Source organism: Curtobacterium sp. MMLR14_010, from assembly GCF_001865015.1.
GTDB lineage: Bacteria > Actinomycetota > Actinomycetes > Actinomycetales > Microbacteriaceae > Curtobacterium.
On sequence record NZ_MJGV01000057.1, the window covers coordinates 87218 to 109158 of the forward strand.

Annotated in this window: 32 protein-coding genes; 1 reads left to right on the forward strand and 31 read right to left on the reverse strand. The window is 67.5% G+C overall.

The genetic code is table 11. The features are described from left to right. Positions 1-155: 155 nt before the first annotated feature. From rpsK to infA, 4 genes are all read right to left on the reverse strand, one after another. A complete protein-coding gene (gene rpsK / locus BIU98_RS12995) occupies positions 156-554 on the reverse strand; it encodes a 30S ribosomal protein S11 (protein ID WP_017885507.1) in 399 nt (132 codons plus the stop codon). Between the two features lie 9 nt (positions 555-563). Continuing rightward, a complete protein-coding gene (rpsM, locus tag BIU98_RS13000) occupies positions 564-938 on the reverse strand; it encodes a 30S ribosomal protein S13 (RefSeq protein ID WP_071276699.1) in 375 nt (124 codons plus the stop codon). A 162-nt stretch (positions 939-1100) separates the two neighbouring features. Then, on the reverse strand, positions 1101-1217 hold the full coding sequence (gene rpmJ / locus BIU98_RS13005; RefSeq protein WP_071276701.1) for a 50S ribosomal protein L36: 117 nt from the start codon (positions 1215-1217) through the stop codon (positions 1101-1103). A 70-nt stretch (positions 1218-1287) separates the two neighbouring features. Continuing rightward, the gene (gene infA / locus BIU98_RS13010) at positions 1288-1509 is read right to left on the reverse strand and encodes a translation initiation factor IF-1 (RefSeq protein WP_017885509.1); all 222 of its coding nucleotides are present in this window, start codon (positions 1507-1509) and stop codon (positions 1288-1290) included. Between the two features lie 266 nt (positions 1510-1775). On the opposite strand from infA, the gene BIU98_RS13015 reads away from it, so the two are divergent. Further along, positions 1776-3050: an LCP family protein gene (locus BIU98_RS13015; RefSeq protein WP_071276704.1), complete on the forward strand. Its 1275-nt coding sequence runs from the start codon at positions 1776-1778 to the stop codon at positions 3048-3050. A 108-nt stretch (positions 3051-3158) separates the two neighbouring features. Here the strand turns inward: BIU98_RS13015 and map are convergent, their stop codons facing one another. From map to fusA, 27 genes are all read right to left on the reverse strand, one after another. Beyond that, positions 3159-3992, reverse strand: a complete 834-nt coding sequence (map, locus tag BIU98_RS13020; RefSeq protein WP_083393235.1) for a type I methionyl aminopeptidase — start codon at positions 3990-3992, stop codon at positions 3159-3161. Between the two features lie 5 nt (positions 3993-3997). Continuing rightward, positions 3998-4588 (reverse strand): adenylate kinase, encoded by a 591-nt coding sequence (locus tag BIU98_RS13025; RefSeq protein ID WP_071276706.1) that lies wholly within the window; start codon positions 4586-4588, stop codon positions 3998-4000. Next, on the reverse strand, positions 4585-5907 hold the full coding sequence (gene secY / locus BIU98_RS13030; RefSeq protein WP_071276737.1) for a preprotein translocase subunit SecY: 1323 nt from the start codon (positions 5905-5907) through the stop codon (positions 4585-4587). The genes BIU98_RS13025 and secY overlap by 4 nt, the downstream gene beginning before the upstream one ends. 179 nt (positions 5908-6086) lie before the next feature. Beyond that, positions 6087-6551, reverse strand: coding sequence for a 50S ribosomal protein L15 (gene rplO / locus BIU98_RS13035; RefSeq protein ID WP_071276739.1), 465 nt, complete (start codon positions 6549-6551; stop codon positions 6087-6089). Further along, positions 6548-6733 (reverse strand): 50S ribosomal protein L30, encoded by a 186-nt coding sequence (gene rpmD, locus BIU98_RS13040; RefSeq protein ID WP_083393236.1) that lies wholly within the window; start codon positions 6731-6733, stop codon positions 6548-6550. Before rpmD ends, rplO begins: the two co-directional genes overlap by 4 nt. Then, complete coding sequence (rpsE, locus tag BIU98_RS13045; RefSeq protein ID WP_368073044.1) at positions 6733-7647, reverse strand: 30S ribosomal protein S5; 915 nt, start codon at positions 7645-7647, stop codon at positions 6733-6735. Before rpsE ends, rpmD begins: the two co-directional genes overlap by 1 nt. After that, a complete protein-coding gene (gene rplR / locus BIU98_RS13050; protein WP_071276741.1) occupies positions 7644-8021 on the reverse strand; it encodes a 50S ribosomal protein L18 in 378 nt (125 codons plus the stop codon). The genes rpsE and rplR overlap by 4 nt, the downstream gene beginning before the upstream one ends. Positions 8022-8023: 2 nt before the next feature. After that, positions 8024-8560 carry a 50S ribosomal protein L6 gene (gene rplF, locus BIU98_RS13055; RefSeq protein WP_071276743.1) on the reverse strand — a complete coding sequence of 179 codons (537 nt, stop codon included), beginning with the start codon at positions 8558-8560 and terminating at the stop codon, positions 8024-8026. 6 nt (positions 8561-8566) lie between these two features. After that, positions 8567-8965, reverse strand: a complete 399-nt coding sequence (gene rpsH, locus BIU98_RS13060) for a 30S ribosomal protein S8 (RefSeq protein WP_071276748.1) — start codon at positions 8963-8965, stop codon at positions 8567-8569. A gap of 152 nt (positions 8966-9117) precedes the next feature. Next, complete coding sequence (rplE, locus tag BIU98_RS13065; RefSeq protein WP_071276750.1) at positions 9118-9708, reverse strand: 50S ribosomal protein L5; 591 nt, start codon at positions 9706-9708, stop codon at positions 9118-9120. Then, positions 9708-10067, reverse strand: coding sequence for a 50S ribosomal protein L24 (gene rplX, locus BIU98_RS13070; protein ID WP_071276751.1), 360 nt, complete (start codon positions 10065-10067; stop codon positions 9708-9710). The genes rplE and rplX overlap by 1 nt, the downstream gene beginning before the upstream one ends. Positions 10068-10070: 3 nt before the next feature. Further along, positions 10071-10439: a 50S ribosomal protein L14 gene (gene rplN, locus BIU98_RS13075; protein ID WP_017885523.1), complete on the reverse strand. Its 369-nt coding sequence runs from the start codon at positions 10437-10439 to the stop codon at positions 10071-10073. A 35-nt stretch (positions 10440-10474) separates the two neighbouring features. Further along, positions 10475-10759, reverse strand: a complete 285-nt coding sequence (rpsQ, locus tag BIU98_RS13080) for a 30S ribosomal protein S17 (RefSeq protein WP_071276754.1) — start codon at positions 10757-10759, stop codon at positions 10475-10477. After that, positions 10759-11079: a 50S ribosomal protein L29 gene (gene rpmC, locus BIU98_RS19990; RefSeq protein WP_071276756.1), complete on the reverse strand. Its 321-nt coding sequence runs from the start codon at positions 11077-11079 to the stop codon at positions 10759-10761. Before rpmC ends, rpsQ begins: the two co-directional genes overlap by 1 nt. After that, positions 11079-11498, reverse strand: coding sequence for a 50S ribosomal protein L16 (gene rplP, locus BIU98_RS13090; RefSeq protein WP_071276757.1), 420 nt, complete (start codon positions 11496-11498; stop codon positions 11079-11081). The genes rpmC and rplP overlap by 1 nt, the downstream gene beginning before the upstream one ends. Positions 11499-11500: 2 nt before the next feature. Then, complete coding sequence (gene rpsC, locus BIU98_RS13095) at positions 11501-12316, reverse strand: 30S ribosomal protein S3 (RefSeq protein WP_056121423.1); 816 nt, start codon at positions 12314-12316, stop codon at positions 11501-11503. Beyond that, a complete protein-coding gene (gene rplV / locus BIU98_RS13100; RefSeq protein WP_071276759.1) occupies positions 12316-12711 on the reverse strand; it encodes a 50S ribosomal protein L22 in 396 nt (131 codons plus the stop codon). The genes rpsC and rplV overlap by 1 nt, the downstream gene beginning before the upstream one ends. A 25-nt stretch (positions 12712-12736) precedes the next feature. Then, a complete protein-coding gene (rpsS, locus tag BIU98_RS13105; RefSeq protein WP_071276761.1) occupies positions 12737-13018 on the reverse strand; it encodes a 30S ribosomal protein S19 in 282 nt (93 codons plus the stop codon). Between the two features lie 11 nt (positions 13019-13029). Beyond that, complete coding sequence (gene rplB, locus BIU98_RS13110) at positions 13030-13869, reverse strand: 50S ribosomal protein L2 (protein ID WP_071276763.1); 840 nt, start codon at positions 13867-13869, stop codon at positions 13030-13032. A gap of 18 nt (positions 13870-13887) precedes the next feature. Beyond that, a complete protein-coding gene (gene rplW / locus BIU98_RS13115) occupies positions 13888-14187 on the reverse strand; it encodes a 50S ribosomal protein L23 (RefSeq protein WP_056121415.1) in 300 nt (99 codons plus the stop codon). Further along, positions 14184-14831 carry a 50S ribosomal protein L4 gene (gene rplD / locus BIU98_RS13120; RefSeq protein WP_071276765.1) on the reverse strand — a complete coding sequence of 216 codons (648 nt, stop codon included), beginning with the start codon at positions 14829-14831 and terminating at the stop codon, positions 14184-14186. Before rplD ends, rplW begins: the two co-directional genes overlap by 4 nt. Before the next feature lie 2 nt (positions 14832-14833). Further along, positions 14834-15490, reverse strand: a complete 657-nt coding sequence (gene rplC / locus BIU98_RS13125) for a 50S ribosomal protein L3 (protein ID WP_071276767.1) — start codon at positions 15488-15490, stop codon at positions 14834-14836. Positions 15491-15503: 13 nt separating this feature from the next. After that, positions 15504-15812, reverse strand: a complete 309-nt coding sequence (rpsJ, locus tag BIU98_RS13130; RefSeq protein ID WP_017885534.1) for a 30S ribosomal protein S10 — start codon at positions 15810-15812, stop codon at positions 15504-15506. A 556-nt stretch (positions 15813-16368) separates the two neighbouring features. Then, entirely contained in the window at positions 16369-17004 is a 636-nt protein-coding gene (locus BIU98_RS13135; RefSeq protein WP_071277080.1) for a DarT ssDNA thymidine ADP-ribosyltransferase family protein, read from the reverse strand. Between the two features lie 282 nt (positions 17005-17286). After that, complete coding sequence (locus BIU98_RS13140) at positions 17287-18264, reverse strand: DNA topoisomerase IB (RefSeq protein WP_254787902.1); 978 nt, start codon at positions 18262-18264, stop codon at positions 17287-17289. Between the two features lie 129 nt (positions 18265-18393). After that, positions 18394-19581 (reverse strand): elongation factor Tu, encoded by a 1188-nt coding sequence (gene tuf, locus BIU98_RS13145; protein ID WP_071276770.1) that lies wholly within the window; start codon positions 19579-19581, stop codon positions 18394-18396. Between the two features lie 157 nt (positions 19582-19738). After that, on the reverse strand, positions 19739-21856 hold the full coding sequence (gene fusA / locus BIU98_RS13150; protein ID WP_071276772.1) for an elongation factor G: 2118 nt from the start codon (positions 21854-21856) through the stop codon (positions 19739-19741). Positions 21857-21941 lie beyond the last annotated feature (85 nt).

The following is a 21941-nucleotide window of genomic DNA, read 5'->3' on the forward strand; positions in this document are numbered from 1 at the left end:
ATGACACTTGGCGGTACGACGGGGCCAGCCGGGCCCCGACGGGTCTGTTGAGTTGTGATCACGCGCACCGATGTGCGCGATCGAACGACCAGGAATGGCCGTCCCTGCTCGGACCCGCTAGGGAACGAGCAGGGGACGGCCGGTTGCTCCTCGCGTCAGACGCGGCGGCGCTTGGGCGGACGGCACCCGTTGTGCGCCTGCGGCGTGACGTCGTTGATCGAACCGACCTCGAGGCCAGCGGCCTGGAGGGAGCGGATCGCGGTCTCACGACCCGAACCCGGGCCCTTCACGAAGACGTCGACCTTCTTGACGCCGTGCTCCTGCGCCTGACGCGCAGCGGACTCGGCGGCGAGCTGCGCCGCGAACGGCGTCGACTTGCGCGAGCCCTTGAAGCCGACGGCCCCGGAGGACGCCCAGCTCAGGACGGCACCCGACGGGTCGGTGATGCTGACGATCGTGTTGTTGAACGTGCTCTTGATGTGGGCCTGGCCCACTGCGACGTTCTTCTTCTCTTTGCGGCGCGGCTTGCGCGCGGCGGTCTTGGGAGTAGCCATGGTGATCTCCTATCGGGCCTTCTTCTTGCCTGCCACGGTGCGCTTCGGGCCCTTGCGGGTACGCGCGTTGGTCTTCGTGCGCTGACCGCGCACGGGGAGACCACGGCGGTGCCGGATGCCCTCGTAGCTGCCGATCTCGACCTTGCGGCGGATGTCGGCTGCCACTTCGCGGCGGAGGTCACCCTCGACCTTGTAGTTGCCCTCGATGTAGTCACGAAGGGCGACCAACTGGTCGTCAGTGAGGTCCTTGACGCGGATGTCACCGGAGATACCGGTGTCCGCGAGCGTCTTGACCGCGCGAGTGCGGCCGACGCCGTAGATGTACGTGAGTGCGATCTCCACGCGCTTCTCGCGCGGGATGTCGACGCCTGCTAGACGTGCCATGTGCTGGCTGCTCCTGTTGTCGATGGAGGTGTGGAGCAGTACCGGTGCTCGGGCCTCCGACCCGAGGTGTCCCCGCTCGCGCGGTTCTTGGTACTGCGTTCGATGTTGAGTTGTGGTTCCTGCGCAGGCCGCCCGAGGGCGATCCGCATCAGAGCGCCGGGACTAGCCCTGGCGCTGCTTGTGACGCGGGTTGCTCTTGCAGATCACCATGACGCGGCCCTTGCGGCGGATGACACGGCAGTGCTCGCACATGGGCTTGACGCTGGGGTTGACCTTCATTGCTGATTCCTCGTGCTCGCTGGCTTCGTGCTCGGCGGGTTCGCCGAGTCGTTCCTTTCCAGCTCGCGGATCACTTGTAGCGGTAGACGATCCGGCCGCGGGTCAGGTCGTACGGGCTCAGCTCCACGATCACGCGGTCCTCGGGGAGGATGCGGATGTAGTGCTGGCGCATCTTCCCGGAGATGTGCGCGAGGACCTTGTGCCCGTTCGTCAGCTCAACGCGGAACATCGCGTTGGGCAGAGCTTCGAGCACCGAGCCTTCGATCTCGATGACGCCGTCTTTCTTGGCCATAGCCTCACTGTCGCTTGGTTGGATTACCGGTGTGACCCCCGAGCCGGTCTGCGGGTCGGGTGCCACACCCGAGAGGGCATGGCACACCAAAGATCGATCTTATGGGACAGCTGCCCGAATGCCAAGCCCGGGCGCGTCGGGGACCCCAGTCCGAGGGTGTTCCTGTGTGCCTGGGCCCGCTTGCACAGTCGATCCCCGGCGCGCTCCTGGATCACGGGCGGTCGACACCCCTACGGTGACACCCGAGCCCCACGAACGGAGAACCCGTGCCCGACGCCCACAGCGGCCCCCGCCCCTTCGCCCGACACGGCCGTCTCCCCCGCCGTCGCGGGTGGTCGACGCTCGTGGGCGTCGTCGCGTCCGCCGCCGCGGTCGTCCTGGTCAGCGGCACGAGCGTCGCGGCCATCGCCGGCGCCCAGCTCGCGAGCGCTCCGACGTCCGTGCAGCTGAGCACCGACGACCAGAGCACCGCGAAGACGGCCGACATCACCGCGATCAAGGGCGGCGCGAACATCCTGCTCATCGGCAGTGACACCCGCGTCGGCCAGTTCGACTCCGACGAGGACGTCGAGGGCGCACGCAACGACGTCACGATGCTCATCCACGTGTCGCAGGACCACCAGCAGCTCACCGCGGTCAGCTTCCCCCGCGACCTGATGGTGCCGATCCCCGCGTGCAGCAACCCGGAGACCGGGACGAACTACCCCGCTGCGGCGTCCGCGCAGTTCAACACCGCGCTCGGCAACGGCGGGGTCTCCTGCGTCGTCGACACCGTCGAGAACCTCACCGGCCTGAGCATCCCGTACGCGGGGCTCATCACCTTCGACGGCGTCATCGAGATGTCGAACGCGCTGGGCGGCGTCGACGTCTGCGTGGCGAAGCCGATCGACGACACCTACACCGGCCTGCACCTGACCGCCGGCTCGCACGCGCTGCAGGGCTCCGACGCGCTGGCGTTCCTGCGGAGCCGACACGGCGTCGGCGACGGCAGCGACCTGGCACGCATCAGCTCCCAGCAGGTCTTCCTGTCCTCGCTCCTGCGCAAGGTGACCTCGGACGGCACCCTGTCGAACCCCGTCACGCTCTACAAGCTCGCCGGGGCGGCGCTCCACAACGTCGTGCTCTCCGACGGCCTCAACCGCGCCCAGACCCTCGTCGGGCTGGCGGGGATGCTCCGCGGCATGGACACGGCGAACATGCTCTTCGTGCAGTACCCCGTCGTCGACGACCCGGCGGACAGCGCGCGGGTCGTCGTGGACGAGACCACCGCCCATGCGCTCAACGTGGCGCTGCAGACGGACGAGAAGACCACGCTCGGCGACTCGTCCACGGGCCGCGCGTCGGAGGACCAGTCGACGGCCACGGGGAGCCCGAGCGCTGCCCCCTCGACGCCGGCAGCAGCGCCGACGACCACCGCACCGTCCGCGGGCGCGGGGACCGACACCGGGACGGGCACGGGGACGGCCGCCACCCCGACGGCCCTGCCCTCGACCATCACCGGGCAGAGTGCCGCCGAGCAGACCTGCTCCGTCGGCAACTGACGCCGGCGGGACGGGCCGGCACCGGGCCTCCCGTCCGGCCTGTCCGGCCCGTCCCCCGGCCCGTCCCCCGGGCCGTCCCGTGGGCCGTCACGGGCCTGGAGGCTGTCCCTACGGGATCGGGACGGGTGTGACACCCAGCGGTGCGAGCCCGGCGGCACCGCCGTCGGCGGCCGTCAGGACCCAGACGCCGTCGGCGTGCACCGCGACGCTGTGCTCCCAGTGGGCCGCGTCGGACCCGTCACGGGTGCGGACGGTCCAGTCGTCGGCGTCCGTGGTGTTCTCGATCGTGCCGGCGGTGACCATCGGCTCGATGGCGACGACCAGCCCGGGCCGGACCGCCGGACCGCCGCCGCGGACGCGGTGGTTGAAGACCGGCGGCTCCTCGTGCATCGAGCGGCCGATGCCGTGGCCGGTGAAGTCCTCGACGATGCCCCAGGTGCCCGTCTCGTCGACGGCGTCCTCCACGGCGTCGCCGACCTCGTGCAGGTGCTTCGCACCGGCCAGTGCCGCGATGCCGTGCCACAGCGACCGCTCGGTGGTGTCGGCGAGCTGCTGGCGTGCGGCCGTGGTCGTCGCGTCGCCGCCGGGGACCACGGTGGTGAAGGCGCTGTCGCCGTTCCAGCCGTCGACCTCGGCACCGGCGTCCACCGAGACGAGGTCTCCCGGCTGCAGCACGCGCTCCCCGGGGATCCCGTGCACGATCTCGTCGTTCACGGAGACGCACAGGGTGTGGCGGTACCCCGGGACGAGCTGGAAGTTCGGGACGCCGCCGCCGTCGCGGATGGTGCGCTCCGCGATCGCGTCGAGCTCACCCGTCGTGATGCCGGGCCGGATGGCCGACCGGACGGCGTCGAGCGCAGCCGCGGTCAGGAGCCCAGGGCGCACCATGGCCCGGAGCTCGTCCGGCGTCTTGTAGATCGACGGCTTGCGGAACCGGACCACGCCGGTCAGACGGTGGCGGCGAGCCCGCGCGATGCGAGGGCAGCCTGGATCCGGTCGCCGACCTCGTCGATCGCGCCGAGGCCGTCGACCTCGAGCACGAGACCGCGCTGCTGGTAGGCGTCGACGATCGGTGCGGTCTGCTCGACGTAGACCTGCTGGCGACGACGGATCGTCTCCTCGTTGTCGTCACTGCGCCCCTGCTCGTCGGCACGCTTCAGCAGGCGCGCGACGAGCGCGTCCTGGTCGGCGACGAGCCGGATGACGGCGTCGATCGCGGTGCCGTGCTCGGCGAGGAGGGCGTCGAGGTACCCGACCTGCCCGACCGTGCGGGGGTAGCCGTCGAGCAGGAAGCCCTGCTCGGCGTCGGACTCCTGCAGGCGGGACTTCACGAGCTCGTTCGTCAGGGAGTCCGGGACGTAGTCGCCCGCGTCCATGATCGCCTTCGCCTCGACCCCGAGCGGGGTGCCCTCGGTGACGTTCTTGCGGAAGATGTCACCCGTGGAGACGGCGGGGATGCCGAACGACTCGGCGATGCGGCCGGCCTGGGTGCCCTTCCCCGCTCCGGGAGGTCCGACGATGATGAGACGTGCGCTCAACGGAGGAGCCCTTCGTAGTGACGTTGCTGCAGCTGCGAGTCGATCTGCTTGACGGTCTCGAGACCGACACCCACGATGATGAGGATGCTCGCGCCACCGAACGGGAAGTTCTGGTTCGCGCCGAACAGCGCCAGTGCTGCCAGCGGGATGAGCGCGATGAGACCGAGGTAGAGCGAGCCGGGCAGCGTCACCCGGGTGAGGACGTAGTCGAGGTACTCGGCGGTGGGGCGACCGGCACGGATGCCAGGGATGAACCCGCCGTACTTCTTCATGTTGTCGGCGACCTCTTCGGGGTTGAAGGTGATCGCGACGTAGAAGTACGTGAAGCCGACGATGAGCAGGAAGTACAGCACCATGTAGAACCAGTTGTCACCGGAGACGAGGTTGCTCTCGATCCAGGTGACCCAGGCCGCGGGCTCGGTGCCGTCGGACGGCTTGTTGAACTGCGCGACCAGGGCCGGCAGGTACAGCAGCGACGAGGCGAAGATGACGGGCACGACGCCGGCCATGTTCACCTTGATCGGGATGTACGTGTTGTTGCCGCCGTAGGTGCGACGACCGACCATGCGCTTGGCGTACTGCACGGGGATCCGCCGCTGCGACTGCTCGACGAACACGACGGCCATCATGATCACCAGGCCGACCAGGATGACGAACAGGAACAGCTCGAACGACTGCGACTGCTCGATCGCCCAGAGCGCGGAGGGGAACTGCGCTGCGATGGACGTGAAGATGAGGAGCGACATGCCGTTGCCGATGCCGCGCTCGGTGACGAGCTCGCCCATCCACATGATGAGGCCGGTGCCGGCGGTCAGGGTGACGACCATGAGCATGATGGCGTACCAGCTGTCGTTCGAGATGATCGACGAGCAGGAGGCGCTGGCGTTCGTGCCGAAGAGCTGACCGGAGCGTGCGACCGTGATCAGGGTCGTGGACTGCAGCACACCGAGCGCGATGGTGAGGTAGCGCGTGTACTGGGTCAGCTTGGCCTGACCGGTCTGGCCCTCCTTGTAGAGGGCGTCGAAGTGCGGAATCACGACGCGCAGCAGCTGCACGATGATCGACGACGTGATGTACGGCATGATGCCGAGCGCGAAGACCGAGAGCTTCAGCAGCGCGCCGCCGGAGAACAGGTTGATCAGGTCGTAGAGACCGCCCGAGGACGACGCACTCGCGAGGCAGGTCTGGACCGCCGCGTAGTCGACGTACGGCGCCGGGATGTACGACCCCAGGCGGAACAGCGCGATGATCGCGAGGGTGAAGCCGATCTTCTTCCGAAGATCGGGGGTGCGCATGATGCGCGCGACCGCTCTGAACACGAGAACTCCGAACTTCTGGGACCGGACTGGCCAGTCGTGCCGGGCGTGGTCGCCCGTGGCCGGAAGCGCCGACCGCGTGGCCCGGTGACCGCCAGCCTGACTGGCGGGGCGTTCCGGGCCTCCATCAAGGAAACCGTAACGGCGGCCCGTGCGCAATGCACACGGGCCGCCGGACGGGACTACTCGGTGACGGTGCCGCCCGCTGCCGCGATCTTGGTCTGGGCGGAGCCCGAGACCTTGTCGACCGTGACGGTGAGCTTCACGTCGATGTCACCCTGACCGAGAACCTTGACCTTCTCGTTCTTGCGGACGGCGCCCTTGGCGACCAGGTCCGCGATGGTGACGTCGCCGCCGTTCGGGTAGAGCTCCGCGAGCTTGTCCAAGTTCACGACCTGGTACTCGACGCGGAACGGGTTCTTGAACCCGCGGAGCTTCGGGGTGCGCATGTGCAGCGGCATCTGCCCACCCTCGAAGCCGACGCGGACCTGGTAACGGGCCTTCGTGCCCTTGGTACCACGGCCCGCGGTCTTGCCCTTCGAGCCTTCACCGCGACCCACACGGGTGCGGTCCTTCTTCGAGCCAGCGGCCGGACGAAGGTGGTGCACCTTCAGGATCTGGACGCGCTCGTTCTTCTCGTCGCTCATGCGTCGACCTCCTCGACCTTCACGAGATGCGCCACCGTGGCGACGTAACCGCGGTTCTGGGAGTTGTCCTCACGCAGGACCGTACGGCCGATGCGCTTGAGACCCAGGCTGCGGAGCGTGTCGCGCTGGTACTGCTTCTCGCTGATGACGGACTTCGTCTGCGTGATCTTCAGCATGGCCATCAGGCACCTGCCTTCTCGTTCGCGGCGTGACGCGCAGCTGCCTCGGCACGGAGCAGGCGAGCCGGCACGACGTGGTCGATGTCGAGGCCACGACGTGCGGCGACTGCGCGGGGCTCCTCGAGCTGCTTGAGGGCCTCGACCGTGGCGTGCACGATGTTGATGGTGTTCGACGAACCGAGCGACTTGCTCAGGACGTCGTGGATGCCGGCGCACTCGAGCACGGCGCGGACCGGACCACCGGCGATGACACCGGTACCGGGGCCGGCCGGACGCAGGAGGACGACGCCAGCGGCGGCTTCACCCTGCACCGGGTGCGGGATCGTGTTGCCGACGCGGGGGACGCGGAAGAAGTTCTTCTTCGCCTCTTCGACGCCCTTGGAGATCGCCGTGGGGACTTCCTTGGCCTTGCCGTAGCCGACACCCACGAGCCCGTTGCCGTCACCGACGACGACGAGTGCGGTGAAGCTGAAGCGACGACCACCCTTGACGACCTTGGAGACGCGGTTGATCGTGACGACGCGCTCGAGGAACTGGCTGTCGCCGCCTCGCTTGTCGCGGTCACGGCCCTGCTGACGGTCACGCCCGCCACCACGACGGCCACGGTTGTCGGCCGAGTCGCGGTTGTTCGACGCCGAGCCGGCAGCGGTCTCGACGGGACGCTCGGCGACGGGGGCAGCTGCCTCCGCCTCCTTGCCCTTCGGGGCCGCTTCGCCGTCGGCGGTCGCGGCCTCGTCGGTGGTCGCGGTCTCGTCCGTGGCCGGGGCCTCGTCCGTGGTCGCGGCGTCGTCCGAGCTCGCGGACTCCTCGACGGTGGTCGACTCGTCCACCGAGGTGGTCGCGGTCTCCTCGACGCTGGTCGTCTCTTCGACGGCCGGGGTCTCTTCGGCGTTGCTGTTGTTCGCGATGTCGCTCACAGGTTCAGCCCTCCTTCACGGGCACCATCGGCGATCGCGGCGACGCGACCGGCGTACTTGCTACCACCGCGGTCGAACACGACGGCGTCGACACCGGCGGTCTTCGCACGCTCGGCGAGGAGCTCGCCGACGCGACGGGCCTTGGCGGTCTTGTCGCCGTCGAACGAGCGGAGGTCGGCCTCCATCGTCGATGCGCTGGCCAGGGTGTGACCCTTGGTGTCGTCGATGACCTGCACGAACACGTGACGTGACGAACGGGTGACGGCGAGACGGGGACGGGTCTCGGTCCCGGTGATCTTCTTCCGGAGACGGTTGTGGCGGCGGGCCTTGGCGGCCGCCTTGCTCTTGCCTCGAGTACGAGTTCCGATGGCCATGATCACTTACCTGACTTTCCGGCCTTGCGGCGCACGTTCTCGCCGGCGTAACGGACACCCTTGCCCTTGTAGGGCTCCGGCTTCCGCAGCTTGCGGATGTTGGCCGCCACTTCGCCGACGGCCTGCTTGTCGATGCCGTTGACGGTGACCCTGTTGTTGCCCTCCACCGTGAAACTGATGCCTGCCGGCGGCTCGACGGTGATCGAGTGGGAGTAGCCGAGGGCGAACTCGAGGTTCGAGCCCTTGGCTGCGACGCGGTACCCGGTACCGACGACCTCGAGGCCCTTGGAGTAGCCCTGGGTGACGCCGATGATCTGGTTCGCGATCAGGGTGCGGGTCAGGCCGTGCAGCGAGCGCGACGTGCGCTCGTCGTCCGGACGCGTGACGAGGACCTGGTTCTCGTCGACGCTGGCCTGGATGGGCTCCGCGATGACGAGCGCGAGCTCGCCCTTCGGGCCCTTGACCGCGACGTTCTGACCGTCGACGGAGACGGTCACGCCTGCGGGGATGTCAATGGGAAGACGTCCGATTCGAGACATGTTCGATCACCAAACGTAGGCGAGGACTTCCCCACCCACGCCCTTCTGCTCGGCTTCGCGGTCGGTCAGGAGACCCGAGGAGGTCGACAGGATCGCAACACCAAGGCCACCGAGGACCTGGGGGATCTCCGTCGACTTCGCGTAGACCCGGAGGCCGGGCTTCGACACGCGCTTGATGCCGGCGATGGAGCGCTCGCGCTCGGGGCCGTACTTCAGCTCGATGGTGAGGGTCTTGCCCACGCGGGCGTCCTCCACCTTCCACTCGCTGATGTAGCCCTCGCGCTTGAGGATGTCAGCGATGGTCGTCTTGAGCTTGGAGCTCGGAAGCGAGACGGCGTCGTGGTGCGCCGAGTTCGCGTTCCGCAATCTGGTCAGCATGTCTGCGACCGGATCGGTCATCGTCATGATGTGATTCCGTTCTTCACCTGGTTTCGACACCCGTTCCACGAATGCCGACCTGAGCGATCGAGTGACTCCAGGGCGATTCCCCGGAGTCTGTGTGTTCGTGCGAGCGGGCCGGAGGACGTGATCCTCCGGCCCGCATCACCCGGAGTAGCTTAGACCGTCTGCTCGGCTGCGCGGAACGGGAAGCCCATCTGCTTGAGCAGTGCGCGTCCCTCGTCGTCCGTCTTCGCGGAGGTCACGACAGTGATGTCGAACCCGCGGACACGGTCGATCCGGTCCTGGTCGATCTCGTGGAACATGCTCTGCTCCGAGAGACCGAACGTGTAGTTGCCGTTGCCGTCGAACTGGCGGTCGCTGAGACCACGGAAGTCGCGGATACGGGGAAGTGCGAGCGAGACCAGGCGGTCCAGGAACTCCCACGCGCGGTCACCACGGAGGGTGACGTGCGCGCCGATGGCCTGGCCCTCACGCAGCTTGAACTGCGCGATGGACTTGCGGGCCATCGTGACCTGCGGCTTCTGACCCGTGATCGCGGTCAGGTCCTTGATGGCCCCGTCCATGATCTTCGAGTCGCGAGCTGCCTCGCCGACACCGGTGTTGACGACGACCTTGACCAGGCCGGGGACCTGGTTGACGTTCGCGTACCCGAACTGCTCGGTCAGCGCCGCCTTGATCTCGTCCTTGTACTTCTGCTTCAGGCGCGGCTGGACGTTGTCAGCCGTCGCGGCAGTCGTGTCAGTCATCAGAGCTTCTCACCAGACTTCTTGGAGTAGCGGACACGGACGGTCTTCTTGACGCCGTCCTTCTCCACCTCTTCGTTGCGGAAGCCGACGCGGGTCGGCTTCTTCGTGGTGGGGTCGACGATCGCGACGTTCGACACGTGGATCGAGGCTTCGTGCTGCTCGATGCCGCCGGTCTTGGAGCCGCGCTGCGTCTGGCCGACGCGGACGTGCTTCGTGACGAAGTTCACGCCCTCGACGACGACCCGGTTTTTGTCCCGGAGGACCTCGATGACCTTGCCCTGCTTGCCGCGGTCACCGCCACGCGCCTGCGTGGCGCCCGTGATGACCTGCACGAGGTCACCCTTCTTGATGTTCGCCATGGCTTACAGCACCTCCGGCGCGAGCGAGATGATCTTCATGAACTTCTTGTCGCGAAGTTCGCGACCGACCGGACCGAAGATGCGCGTTCCGCGCGGGTCGCCGTCGGCCTTGAGGATCACTGCCGCGTTCTCGTCGAACTTGATGTAGGAGCCGTCCTGACGACGGGTCTCCTTCTTGGTGCGAACGATGACCGCCTTCACGACGTCACCCTTCTTCACGTTGCCGCCGGGGATGGCGTCCTTCACCGTGGCGACGATGACGTCACCGAGTCCGGCGTAGCGACGACCCGAGCCACCGAGAACGCGGATGGTCAAGATCTCCTTGGCACCCGTGTTGTCGGCGACCTTCAGGCGGGATTCCTGCTGAATCACTGCTGTCTCCTATTTCCGCAAGCGGGCCGCGAGGCCTACTTGGCCTTCTCGAGGATCTCGACCAGGCGCCAGCGCTTGGACGCGCTGAGGGGACGGGTCTCGCTGATCACGACGAGGTCGCCGACACCGGCGGAGCCGGCCTCGTCGTGTGCCTTCACCTTGGAGGTGCGGCGGATGACCTTGCCGTAGAGGGCGTGCTTCACGCGGTCCTCGACCTCGACGACGATGGTCTTGTCCATCTTGTCGCTGGTCACGTAACCGCGGCGCGTCTTGCGGTAGCCGCGGGTGAGGGCGGCGGAGTCCTTCTCTTCGTTCGCCATCAGTTCTCCTCGGCGGTCTCGGCCTCGGTCGACGCAGCGGGCTTCTCAGCCTTCTTGGTCGTCTTCTTGGCCTTGGTTGCGGTCTCGACGGGCGCAGGAGTGGCACGGATGCCGAGCTCGCGCTCGCGGAGGACGGTGTAGATCCGGGCGATGTCGCGCTTGACGGCACGGAGACGGCCGTGGCTCTCCAGCTGGCCGGTGGCCGACTGGAAGCGGAGGTTGAACAGCTCCTCCTTGGCCTTCTTCAGCTCGTCAGCGAGACGCTCGTTCTCGAACGTGTCGAGCTCCGTCGGACGGAGCTCCTTGGAACCGATCGCCATTATGCGTCGCCCTCCTCGCGCTTGATGATGCGTGCCTTGAGGGGCAGCTTGTGAATTGCACGGGTCAGTGCCTCGCGAGCGACCTCGTCGCTCACACCGGAGAGCTCGAAGAGCACACGACCCGGCTTGACGTTGGCGACCCACCACTCGGGCGAACCCTTACCGGAACCCATGCGGGTCTCAGCAGGCTTCTTCGTGAGCGGACGGTCCGGGTAGATGTTGATCCACACCTTGCCGCCACGCTTGATGTGACGCGTCATGGCGATACGAGCGGACTCGATCTGACGGTTGGTCACGTAGGCGGGGGTCAGGGCCTGGATGCCGTAGTCACCGAAGGAGACCTTGGTGCCACCGGTGGCCTGACCCGAACGCTTCGGGTGGTGCTGCTTGCGGTGCTTGACTCGACGGGGGATAAGCATGGTTACGCCTCAACTCCTGCGCCGGCCGGCGCGTCCTGCGGGGCCTGCTGCTCGCGGCCGCCGCGGTCGCCACCACGACGGTCACCGCGGTCACCGCGGTCGTTGCGGTCGCCACGAGGGCCGCCGCGACGCTCCGGGCGCGACGAACGCTGGTTCGCCTGCTCGCGAGCGAGCTCCTTGTTCGTGATGTCGCCCTTGTAGATCCACACCTTCACGCCGATGCGACCGAACGTCGTCCGGGCCTCGTAGAAGCCGTAGTCGATGTTGGCGCGGAGCGTGTGCAGGGGCACGCGGCCCTCGCGGTAGAACTCCGAGCGGGACATCTCGGCGCCGCCGAGACGGCCGGCGACCTGGATGCGGACACCCTTGGCACCGGCGCGCTGTGCACCCTGGAGGCCCTTGCGCATGGCGCGACGGAACGCGACACGAGCGCTGAGCTGCTCCGCGATGCCCTGCGCGACGAGCTGGGCCTCGGTCTCGGGGTTCTTGACCTCGAGGATGTTGAGCTGGATCTGCTTCTTGGTGAGCTTCTCGAGCTCACCGCGGATGCGCTCGGCCTCGGCGCCGCGGCGACCGATGACGATGCCCGGACGCGCCGTGTGGATGTCCACGCGGACACGGTCACGGGTGCGCTCGAGCTCGATGCGGGCGACGCCGGCACGGTCGAGGGTCTTCTTCAGGTACTGACGCACCTTGATGTCCTCGGCGACGTAGTCGGCGTAGCGCTGCCCGACCTTCGTGCTGTCGGTGAACCAGTGCGAGACGTGGTCCGTCGTGATCCCGAGGCGGAAGCCGTACGGGTTGACCTTCTGGCCCATTAGTTGCTCGCCTTCTTGCTCGTCGCGGCAGCGGCCTCGGCCTCGTCAGGGGTCGCGAGGACCACCGTGATGTGGCTGGTGCGCTTGTTGATCCGGAAGGCACGGCCCTGGGCACGCGGCTGGAACCGCTTGAGGGTCGTTCCTTCGTCGACGAAGACGCGGCTCACGTAGAGGTCGCGCTCGTCCAGGAAGCTGTTCGTCGAGTCCGCCTTGACACGTGCGTTGGCGATCGCCGAGGCGACCAGCTTGTACACGGGCTCCGAAGCGCCCTGGGGGGCGAACTTCAGGATGGCGAGGGCCTCGTGGGCCTGCTTGCCGCGGATCAGCTCGATGACGCGACGGGCCTTCTGAGCAGTGACGCGGATGTGTCGCACGCGTGCGATCGACTCCACCATTTCGTTCCTCCTCTTCGTCGCCGCGTCAGCGGCGACGGCCCTTCTTGTCGTCCTTCACGTGACCGCGGAAGGTACGAGTCGGCGCGAACTCGCCGAGCTTGTGGCCGACCATGGATTCGGTGACGAACACCGGGATGTGCTTGCGCCCGTCGTGCACCGCGATGGTGTGTCCGAGCATGTTCGGGACGATCATCGAGCGGCGCGACCACGTACGGATCACGTTCTTCGTGCTGGCCTCGTTCTGCGTGACGACCTTGCGAAGCAGGTGCTCGTCGACGAAGGGGCCCTTCTTCAGACTGCGTGGCATCTTCTGAACTCCTACTTGCGCTTCTTGCCGGCGTTACGGCGGCGGACGATGAGCTTGTCGCTCGGCTTGTTGGCCTTGCGCGTGCGACCCTCGGACTGGCCCCAGGGGCTGACCGGGTGACGTCCACCGGAGGTCTTGCCCTCACCACCACCGTGCGGGTGGTCGACCGGGTTCATCGCGACACCACGCACCGTCGGGCGGACGCCCTTCCAGCGCATGCGGCCGGCCTTGCCCCAGTTGATGTTCGACTGCTCGGCGTTGCCGACCTCGCCGATCGTGGCGCGGCAGCGGGCGTCGACGTTGCGGACCTCGCCCGACGGCAGACGGAGCTGCGCGTAGGGGCCGTCCTTGGCGACGAGACGCACCGAGGCGCCGGCCGAACGCGCGAGCTTGGCACCGCCACCGGGGCGGAGCTCGATCGCGTGGATGACCGTACCCACGGGGATGTTGCGCAGCGGCAGGTTGTTGCCGGGCTTGATGTCGGCGCCGGCGCCCTGCTCGATGACGTCGCCCTGCTTGAGCTTGTTCGGCGCGAGGATGTAGCGCTTGGTGCCGTCCACGAAGTGCAGGAGCGCGATGCGCGCCGTGCGGTTCGGGTCGTACTCGATGTGCGCGACCTTGGCGTCCACGCCGTCCTTGTCGTGACGACGGAAGTCGATCACGCGGTACTGGCGCTTGTGGCCACCACCGATGTGACGGGTGGTGATCCGCCCCGAGCTGTTCCGGCCGCCGGTCTTGGGCAGCGGACGCAGGAGGGACTTCTCCGGGGTCGAGCGGGTGATCTCAGCGAAGTCGGAGACCGAGGAGCCACGACGACCGGGGGTCGTCGGCTTGTAGTTGCGAATAGCCATGATTTATCCCTCTGGTCCTCAGCCGACAGCCGTGAAGATGTCGATCGAACCGGACTTGAGCGTCACGATGGCACGCTTGGTGTCCTTGCGCTTGCCCAGACCGAACTTGGTGCGGCGGGTCTTGCCCGGACGGTTCAGCGTGTTGATGCCGGCGACCTTGACGTTGAAGATCTTCTCGATCGCGAGCTTGATCTCGGTCTTGTTCGCACGGGGGTCCACGATGAACGTGTACTTGCCCTGGTCGATGAGGCCGTAGCTCTTCTCCGACACGACCGGCGAGATGATGATGTCGCGCGGGTCCTTGTTGAAGCCGCTCATGCGGTGATCTCCTTCGCGGTCTTCGACGCGATGAAGGCGTCGAGGGCGCTCTTGCTGAAGACGATGGCGTCCGACACGAGCACGTCGTAGGCGTTGAGCTGGCCGTACGTGAGCGCGTGGACGTTCGACAGGTTGCGGATGCTCTTGAGCGTCAGCTCGTCATCCGACTCGAGCACGACGAGCACGTGCTTGACGGGCGCGACCTTCTCGAGGAGCGAGCGGGCGGTCTTGGTCGACGGCAGGTCAGCCGAGACGAAGCCCTCCACCGCGGAGATGCGGCCGCCGCGGGCGCGGTCCGAGAGCGAGCCGAGCAGGGCTGCGGCGATCATCTTCTTCGGGGTGCGCTGCGAGTAGTCGCGGGGGGTCGGTCCGTGGACGACACCACCACCGGTGTGCTCAGGTGCACGGACGGAACCCTGACGGGCGCGGCCGGTGCCCTTCTGCTTGAACGGCTTGCGACCGGCACCGCGGACTTCGCCGCGGTTCTTGGTCTTGTGGGTGCCCTGACGCGAAGCGGCGCGCTGCGCGGTGACGACCTGGTGGATCAGCGGGACGTTGGTCTCGACGTCGAAGAGAGCTTCGGGGAGCTCGAGGGTGCCGGAGACGGCACCCGAGGCGTCGAGGATGTCGATCGTGGTGGCCATGATCACTTACCCTTCACGGCGGTGCGGACGAAGACGGAGCGGCCACGAGCACCGGGGACGGCGCCCTTGACGAGCAGCAGACCCTTCTCGGCGTCGACGGCGTGCACCGTGAGGTTGAGGACGGTGACACGCTCGCCACCCATGCGACCGGCCATGCGCATGCCCTTGAAGACACGCGACGGGGTCGAGGAAGCGCCGATCGAGCCGGGCTTGCGGTGGTTGCGGTGCGAACCGTGCGAGGCGGAGACACCGTGGAAGCCGTGGCGCTTCATGACACCCGCGAAGCCCTTGCCCTTGCTCGTGCCGACGACGTCGACCTTCGCGCCGGCTTCGAACGTGGCGTCGACGGTGAGCTCCTGGCCCAGCGTGTACTCGCCCGCGTCGGAGGTGCGGATCTCGGTGAGGGTGCGGCGCGGGGTGACCCCGGCGGCCTCGAAGTGGCCAGCAGCCGGCTTGTTCACCTTGCGGGGGTCGATCTGGCCAGCGGCGATCTGGATCGCCTCGTAGCCGTCGCGCTCCACGTTGCGGATCTGGGTGACCACGTTGGGGCCGACCTCGATCACGGTGACGGGGATGAACTTGTTGTTCTCGTCCCACACCTGGGTCATCCCGAGCTTCTTGCCGAGGAGGCCCTTGACGGTCTTGGTTGAGTTCGCCATCAGTGCAGCCCCCTTACAGCTTGATCTCGATGTTGACGTCGGCCGGCAGGTCGAGACGCATGAGCGAGTCGACGGCCTTCGGCGTCGGGTCGACGATGTCGATGACCCGCTTGTGCGTGCGCTTCTCGAAGTGCTCGCGCGAGTCCTTGTACTTGTGAGGAGAGCGGATCACTGCGATCACGTTCTTCTCGGTGGGGAGCGGCACGGGGCCGACCACAGTTGCACCGGCACGGGTCACCGTGTCGACGATCTTCCGAGCCGACGTGTCGATGACCTCGTGGTCGTACGACTTGAGCCGGATGCGGATCTTCTGTCCCGCCATGTCTTCTGTCCTCTCTGCGCCGCGCACCCTCAGGCCGCCTGACACCGCCGGGTTCCGCCCTGTGCGGACCTGGCTGTTTACGTGAATCACCGGGCGCATCCACTGGGGATGACCGCTGTTCTCCTGTCAACCGCGCGGGCGGACGTGCTGCTGGTGCTCACACCGGCCCGCGTGGACGTGTCGCCTCCCGCACACCGGCGGACCGGCATGGTGGTGGGAGTCGAGCTGTTCTGCTGCCTGCGGCCCAACCCAGCCCTGCTGGACAGGGGGGTTGTGCACTGCCAGAGCAGTGATCCGGCGGGCGCGTACGCCGGCGGAATTTCGGAACCGGACAAGTCTCGCATGTCCCTGCCATCGGTGCAACCCGGGCGTGTCGCGCTCCTCGGCCGGGTCGCCGCCCCCGTCCTGCCGCGGATCCCCCGGCCTGGAGGCTCGGCCCGCGTCCGCCCCGCTCGTCACCTCCGACGCCGTCCCCGACCACCGTTCGCCGGACGCCCGAACGGGCACAGCACCGCGCTGGTGCGCGGTGCTGTGCCCGTTCGTCGTTCGGCTGCGGTCAGTCCTCGTCCGGGACCACCGGCGGCACGAACCACGGCGGGAAGACGGCGACGCGGGGAGCGTGGCCACCGTGCTCGGAGAGGATGTCCTTCACCGCGTGGCGTGCCCGGTCGTTCGGCACGCCGATGACCGCGACCGCGGAGAACGGCACGCTCGGGCCCGCGAGGACCTCGAGCCCCGTCATGTCCGGGTCGGTGAGGTCCGTGCGGCGCAGCAGGTTCGCCGCTGCCTCGGGTCCCACGGCGAAGCGCACGTCCTCGGCGTCGGCGTCGGTGTCCGCGAGGATCACCGAGTCGCCGAACGCCGCGGTGGGGACGACGAGGACGACGTAGTCGACGCCTCGGGCGGTCCGGGCGGCGTCCGACCAGCGGGTCTCGTCGTGCGCGCCACGACGCACCTCGTCCCAGCGGGCGCCGTCGGGCGAGAGCGAGAACGGCACGTGGCCGGCCACGCTCGAGCCGTCGGGCGCGGTCGCGGCGGCACGGGACTCGCGGAGTTCCGGGCTGCTGATGTCGTACGACGGCGTCACCTGGTCGGCGGCGACGATCGCCTGGTCTGCGACGATGCCGTCGAAGTTGTCGATGTGGGTGACGTGGTGTGCGCGCAGCGTGCCGAACACGCGCGCTGCGGGCATCGCGGGCTCTGCAGCACGCAGAGCGGTTGCCTTCGCACGGGCCGGCGAACCGCCGGGGGTCGAGCGCAGGGAGGTGCTCACGCGGGTTCGCCGCGGAGCTGGGGCCTTGGGGACTTCCGGCACGTCACGCTGGCGCGGGGCGCAGATGTCGCAGAGTTCAGTGGGGAATCCGTGGATGCACTCGTCGGTCACGACTGGTGTGGGTCCTTCCGTGCCGCGTGGGGGTGGAACGGCACAAGGTTCTACGGTACGTCATCCAGCCCCGGAGCGGGACCGATCCGCTCATTGCCGGTAGAGCAACGCGCGGACCTCGGCCTCTGCGGCGTGCAGCCGAGCCGGGTCGATCGTCTCCCCGTGGTCGTACGCGTCGAGCAGTCGGGGGTCGATGTAGCTCGCCCGCGCGACCGTCGGGGTGTTGCCGAGGACCTCGCTCGCGGCCTTCACCGCGTGCGACACGGCGCTCTTCCGCTTGCCCACGCCGGTCTGCGGGCCGGTCTTCGCGAGGTCGACCGCCGCGGCGACGGTGCCGTGCAGCGTCCGGAAGTCCTTCGCAGTGAACTCCTCCCCCGCGCGCTCCTTGACGTACGCGTTGATGTCCTCGGCCGACAGCGGCTCCCAGTCGGCACCGCGGGCCTCGCGGTACGACAGCAGCCGCGCGTTCGCACCGCGTCGCTTCATGCCCGCGATCACTCGGGCCAGGTCGGCGTCGTGGATCGAGGACGACCACTCCTGGTGACTCTTGCCGGGGAACGACAGCTCGATGTCGTCGCCGGAGACCTTGGCGTGCGCGCAGAGCAGCGTCGAGAGGCCGCGACTGCCGTGTTCGGTGGCGTACCGCTCGGACCCGACGCGCAGCGAGCCCTGGTCGAGCATCCGGAACGCCGCCGCGAGGGACCGACGCTGGTCCGGCTCCGGCCGACGGAGGTCCTGCGTGACCATGCGGCGGGCGGCGGGCAACGACTCGGCGAGGGCGAGGGCCCTGTCGTACTTGATCTTGTCCATCCGGTCGCGCCAGGACGGGTGGTACATGTACTGCCGCCGACCGGCTCCGTCGAAGCCGGTCGCGATGATGTGGCCGTTCTCGTACGGCGAGATCCAGACGTCCTCCCACGCAGGCGGGATGACGAAGTCCTCGAGGCGCTGGCGCACCTCGGGGTCCGTGACCGTGTTGCCGTCGGGGTCGCGGTACGAGTACCCCTGTCCGCTGCGGACCCGGTGGTAGCCACGACCGTTGGTCTTGGATCTGCGGAGACGTGTCACTCGACCGAGCAAACACGTCGTGCCTGCTCGAGGGAGCAGGAAACGTCGCATTGCGCGTCGGGAGCCCCGGGAAAGACGAAAGCGGGGCCGAGCCCGAAGGCCCGACCCCGCTGTCGCAAGGAACCGGAGTTACTTGATGATCGTCTCGACCGTACCGGCACCGACCGTGCGGCCACCCTCACGGATGGCGAAACGGAGGCCCTCCTCCATGGCGATCGGCTGGATCAGCTCGACCGTCATCGAGACGGTGTCGCCGGGCATGACCATCTCGGTGCCCTCGGGCAGCGTGATGACGCCGGTGACGTCCGTGGTGCGGAAGTAGAACTGCGGGCGGTAGTTCGCGTAGAACGGGTTGTGACGGCCGCCCTCTTCCTTGTTCAGGATGTACGCGTTCGCCTTGAACTCGGTGTGCGGCGTGACCGAACCCGGCTTCACGACGACCTGGCCGCGCTCGACGTCCTCGCGCTTGAGGCCACGAATGAGCAGACCGGTGTTGTCACCGGCGACTGCCTTGTCCAGCAGCTTGCGGAACATCTCGATGCCCGTGACCGTGGTCTTCTGGGTCGCCTTGATGCCGACGATCTCGACCTCGGAGTTGAGGTCCAGCTCGCCACGCTCGACGCGACCGGTGACGACGGTGCCACGACCGGTGATCGTGAAGACGTCCTCGATCGGCATCAGGAAGGGCTGGTCGGTGGCGCGGATGGGGTCCGGCACGCTCTCGTCGACAGCCGCCATGAGGTCCTGGACGGACTTGACCCACTTCTCGTCGCCGTCGAGCGCCTTGAGCGCCGACACCTGCACGACGGGGGCGTCCTCGTCGAACTCCTGCGAGCCGAGGAGCTCACGGACCTCGAGCTCGACGAGCTCCAGGATCTCCTCGTCGTCCACCATGTCGGACTTGTTCAGCGCGACGACGATGTAGGGCACGCCGACCTGGCGGGCGAGCAGCACGTGCTCACGCGTCTGGGGCATGGGACCGTCGGTGGCGGCGACCACGAGGATCGCGCCGTCCATCTGGGCCGCACCGGTGATCATGTTCTTCACGTAGTCAGCGTGACCAGGAGCGTCGACGTGCGCGTAGTGGCGCTTCTCCGTCTGGTACTCGACGTGCGAGATGTTGATCGTGATGCCGCGCTGGCGCTCCTCGGGAGCGTTGTCGATCTGTGCGAAGTCACGGGCCTCGTTGAGGTCCGGGTACTGGTCGTGCAGAACCTTGGTGATCGCCGCCGTGAGCGTCGTCTTGCCGTGGTCGACGTGACCGATGGTTCCGATGTTGACGTGCGGCTTGGTGCGCTCGAACTTGGCCTTGGCCACTGTGGGTCCTCCTCAGGACTCGGATGCGACACCCCCGGAGGCAACCCTGTCGGGGTGCTGCTCCGTTGGTCCGCGGTGTGTGTGTCTGTACTTTACTTGGTGGCGAGGGGCCCGTCGCCGGGCGCCCCCGCCTGTGGAGAACACGCTCGAGAGAGCGTTACTCTCCCTTGGCCTTCGCGACGATCTCCTCGGCGACGTTCGACGGGACCTGGTTGTAGGTCTCGAAGGTCATCGAGTAGACGGCACGACCGGAGGTCTTCGAACGAAGGTCCCCGACGTAGCCGAACATCTCGGACAGCGGCACGCTCGCGCGGACCACCTTGACGCCCGAGGCGTCCTCCATCGCGGCGATGTTGCCACGACGGGAGCTCAGGTCACCGATGACGTCGCCCATGTACTCCTCGGGCGTACGGACCTCGACGGCCATGATCGGCTCGAGGATCACCGGACCGGCCTTGCGAGCCGCTTCCTTGTACGCGATCGAGCCGGCGATCTTGAACGCCATCTCGGACGAGTCGACGTCGTGCGCCGCGCCGTCCTTGAGGATGGCCTTCACGCCGACCGTCGGGTACCCGGCGAGGATGCCGACCTGCATGGCGTCCTGGATGCCGGCGTCCACCGAGGGGATGTACTCACGGGGGATGCGACCACCGGTGACGGCGTTCACGAACTCGTAGACCTTCTCGGAGGTGACCTCCATCGGCTCGAGCGCGATCTGCACCTTCGCGAACTGACCGGAGCCACCGGTCTGCTTCTTGTGGGTGTAGTCGTAGCGCTCGACGACCTTCGTGAGGGTCTCGCGGTAGGCCACCTGGGGCTTGCCGACGTTCGCCTCGACGTGGAACTCACGCTTCATGCGGTCGACCAGGATGTCGAGGTGGAGCTCGCCCATGCCCTTGATCGTGGTCTGACCGGTCTCCGCGTTGAGCTCGACGCGGAACGTCGGGTCCTCCTCGGCGAGCTTCTGGATGGCCGTGGAGAGCTTCTCCTGGTCAGCCTTCGTCTTCGGCTCGATCGCGACCTCGATGACGGGCTCGGGGAACGTCATCGACTCGAGGACGACCTGGTCCTGCGGGTCGCAGAGCGTGTCGCCCGTGGTCGTGTCCTTGAGGCCGATGACCGCGTAGATGTGACCGGCGGTGACGTTGTCGACCGGGTTCTCCTTGTTGGAGTGCATCTGGAAGATCTTGCCGATGCGCTCCTTCTTGCCCTTGGTCGAGTTGATGACCTGTGCACCGGACTCGATGTGGCCCGAGTACACGCGGACGTAGGTCAGACGACCGAAGAACGGGTGCACGGCGACCTTGAAGGCCAGCGCGGAGAAGGGCTCGGAGGCCTCCGGCTTGCGGATGATCTCCTTCTCTTCGTCCTTGACGTCGTGACCGATCATCGGCGGGACGTCGAGCGGCGACGGCAGGTAGTCGATGACCGCGTCGAGCATCGGCTGGACGCCACGGTTCTTGAACGCGGAACCGCAGAGGACCGGGTAGATCTCGCTGTTGACGGTGAGCGTGCGGATCGCGGACTTGATCTCGGCGACCGAGAAGTCCGTGTCGCCCTCGAGGTAGCGCTCCATGAGCTCGTCGTTGGCCTCGGCCACGCGCTCGATGAGCTTCTCGCGGTACTCGGCAGCACGGTCGGCGAGGTCCGCGGGGATCTCCTCGATCTCGTACTTCGCGCCCATCTGGACGTCACCCTTCGCGTCGCCGCGCCAGGTGAGTGCACGCATCTCGACGAGGTCGACGACGCCCTCGAAGGACGACTCCGCACCGATCGGGAGCTGCAGCACGAGGGGCTCCGCACCGAGGCGGTTCACGATCGTGTCGACGGTGAAGTAGAAGTCCGCGCCGAGCTTGTCCATCTTGTTGACGAAGCAGATGCGCGGGACGTTGTACTTGTCCGCCTGACGCCACACGGTCTCCGACTGGGGCTCGACGCCCTCCTTCCCGTCGAACACGGCGACGGCACCGTCGAGGACGCGGAGCGAGCGCTCCACCTCGACCGTGAAGTCAACGTGACCGGGGGTGTCGATGATGTTGATCTGGTTGTTGTCCCAGAAGCAGGTCGTCGCGGCCGACGTGATCGTGATGCCGCGTTCCTGCTCCTGCGCCATCCAGTCCATCGTGGCTGCGCCGTCGTGGACTTCACCGATCTTGTGCGTGATGCCCGTGTAGAACAGGATGCGCTCGGTGGTCGTGGTCTTGCCGGCATCGATGTGCGCCATGATGCCGATGTTGCGGACCTTGTTCAGGTCGGTGAGCACGTCCTGTGCCACAGGGTTCCTCCGGAAGAGTTGTAGGAGAGATGGCGTCCGTCAGGGCGCCGGGGTTCTTGACCACCGGCACCCTGACGAGGCCGGT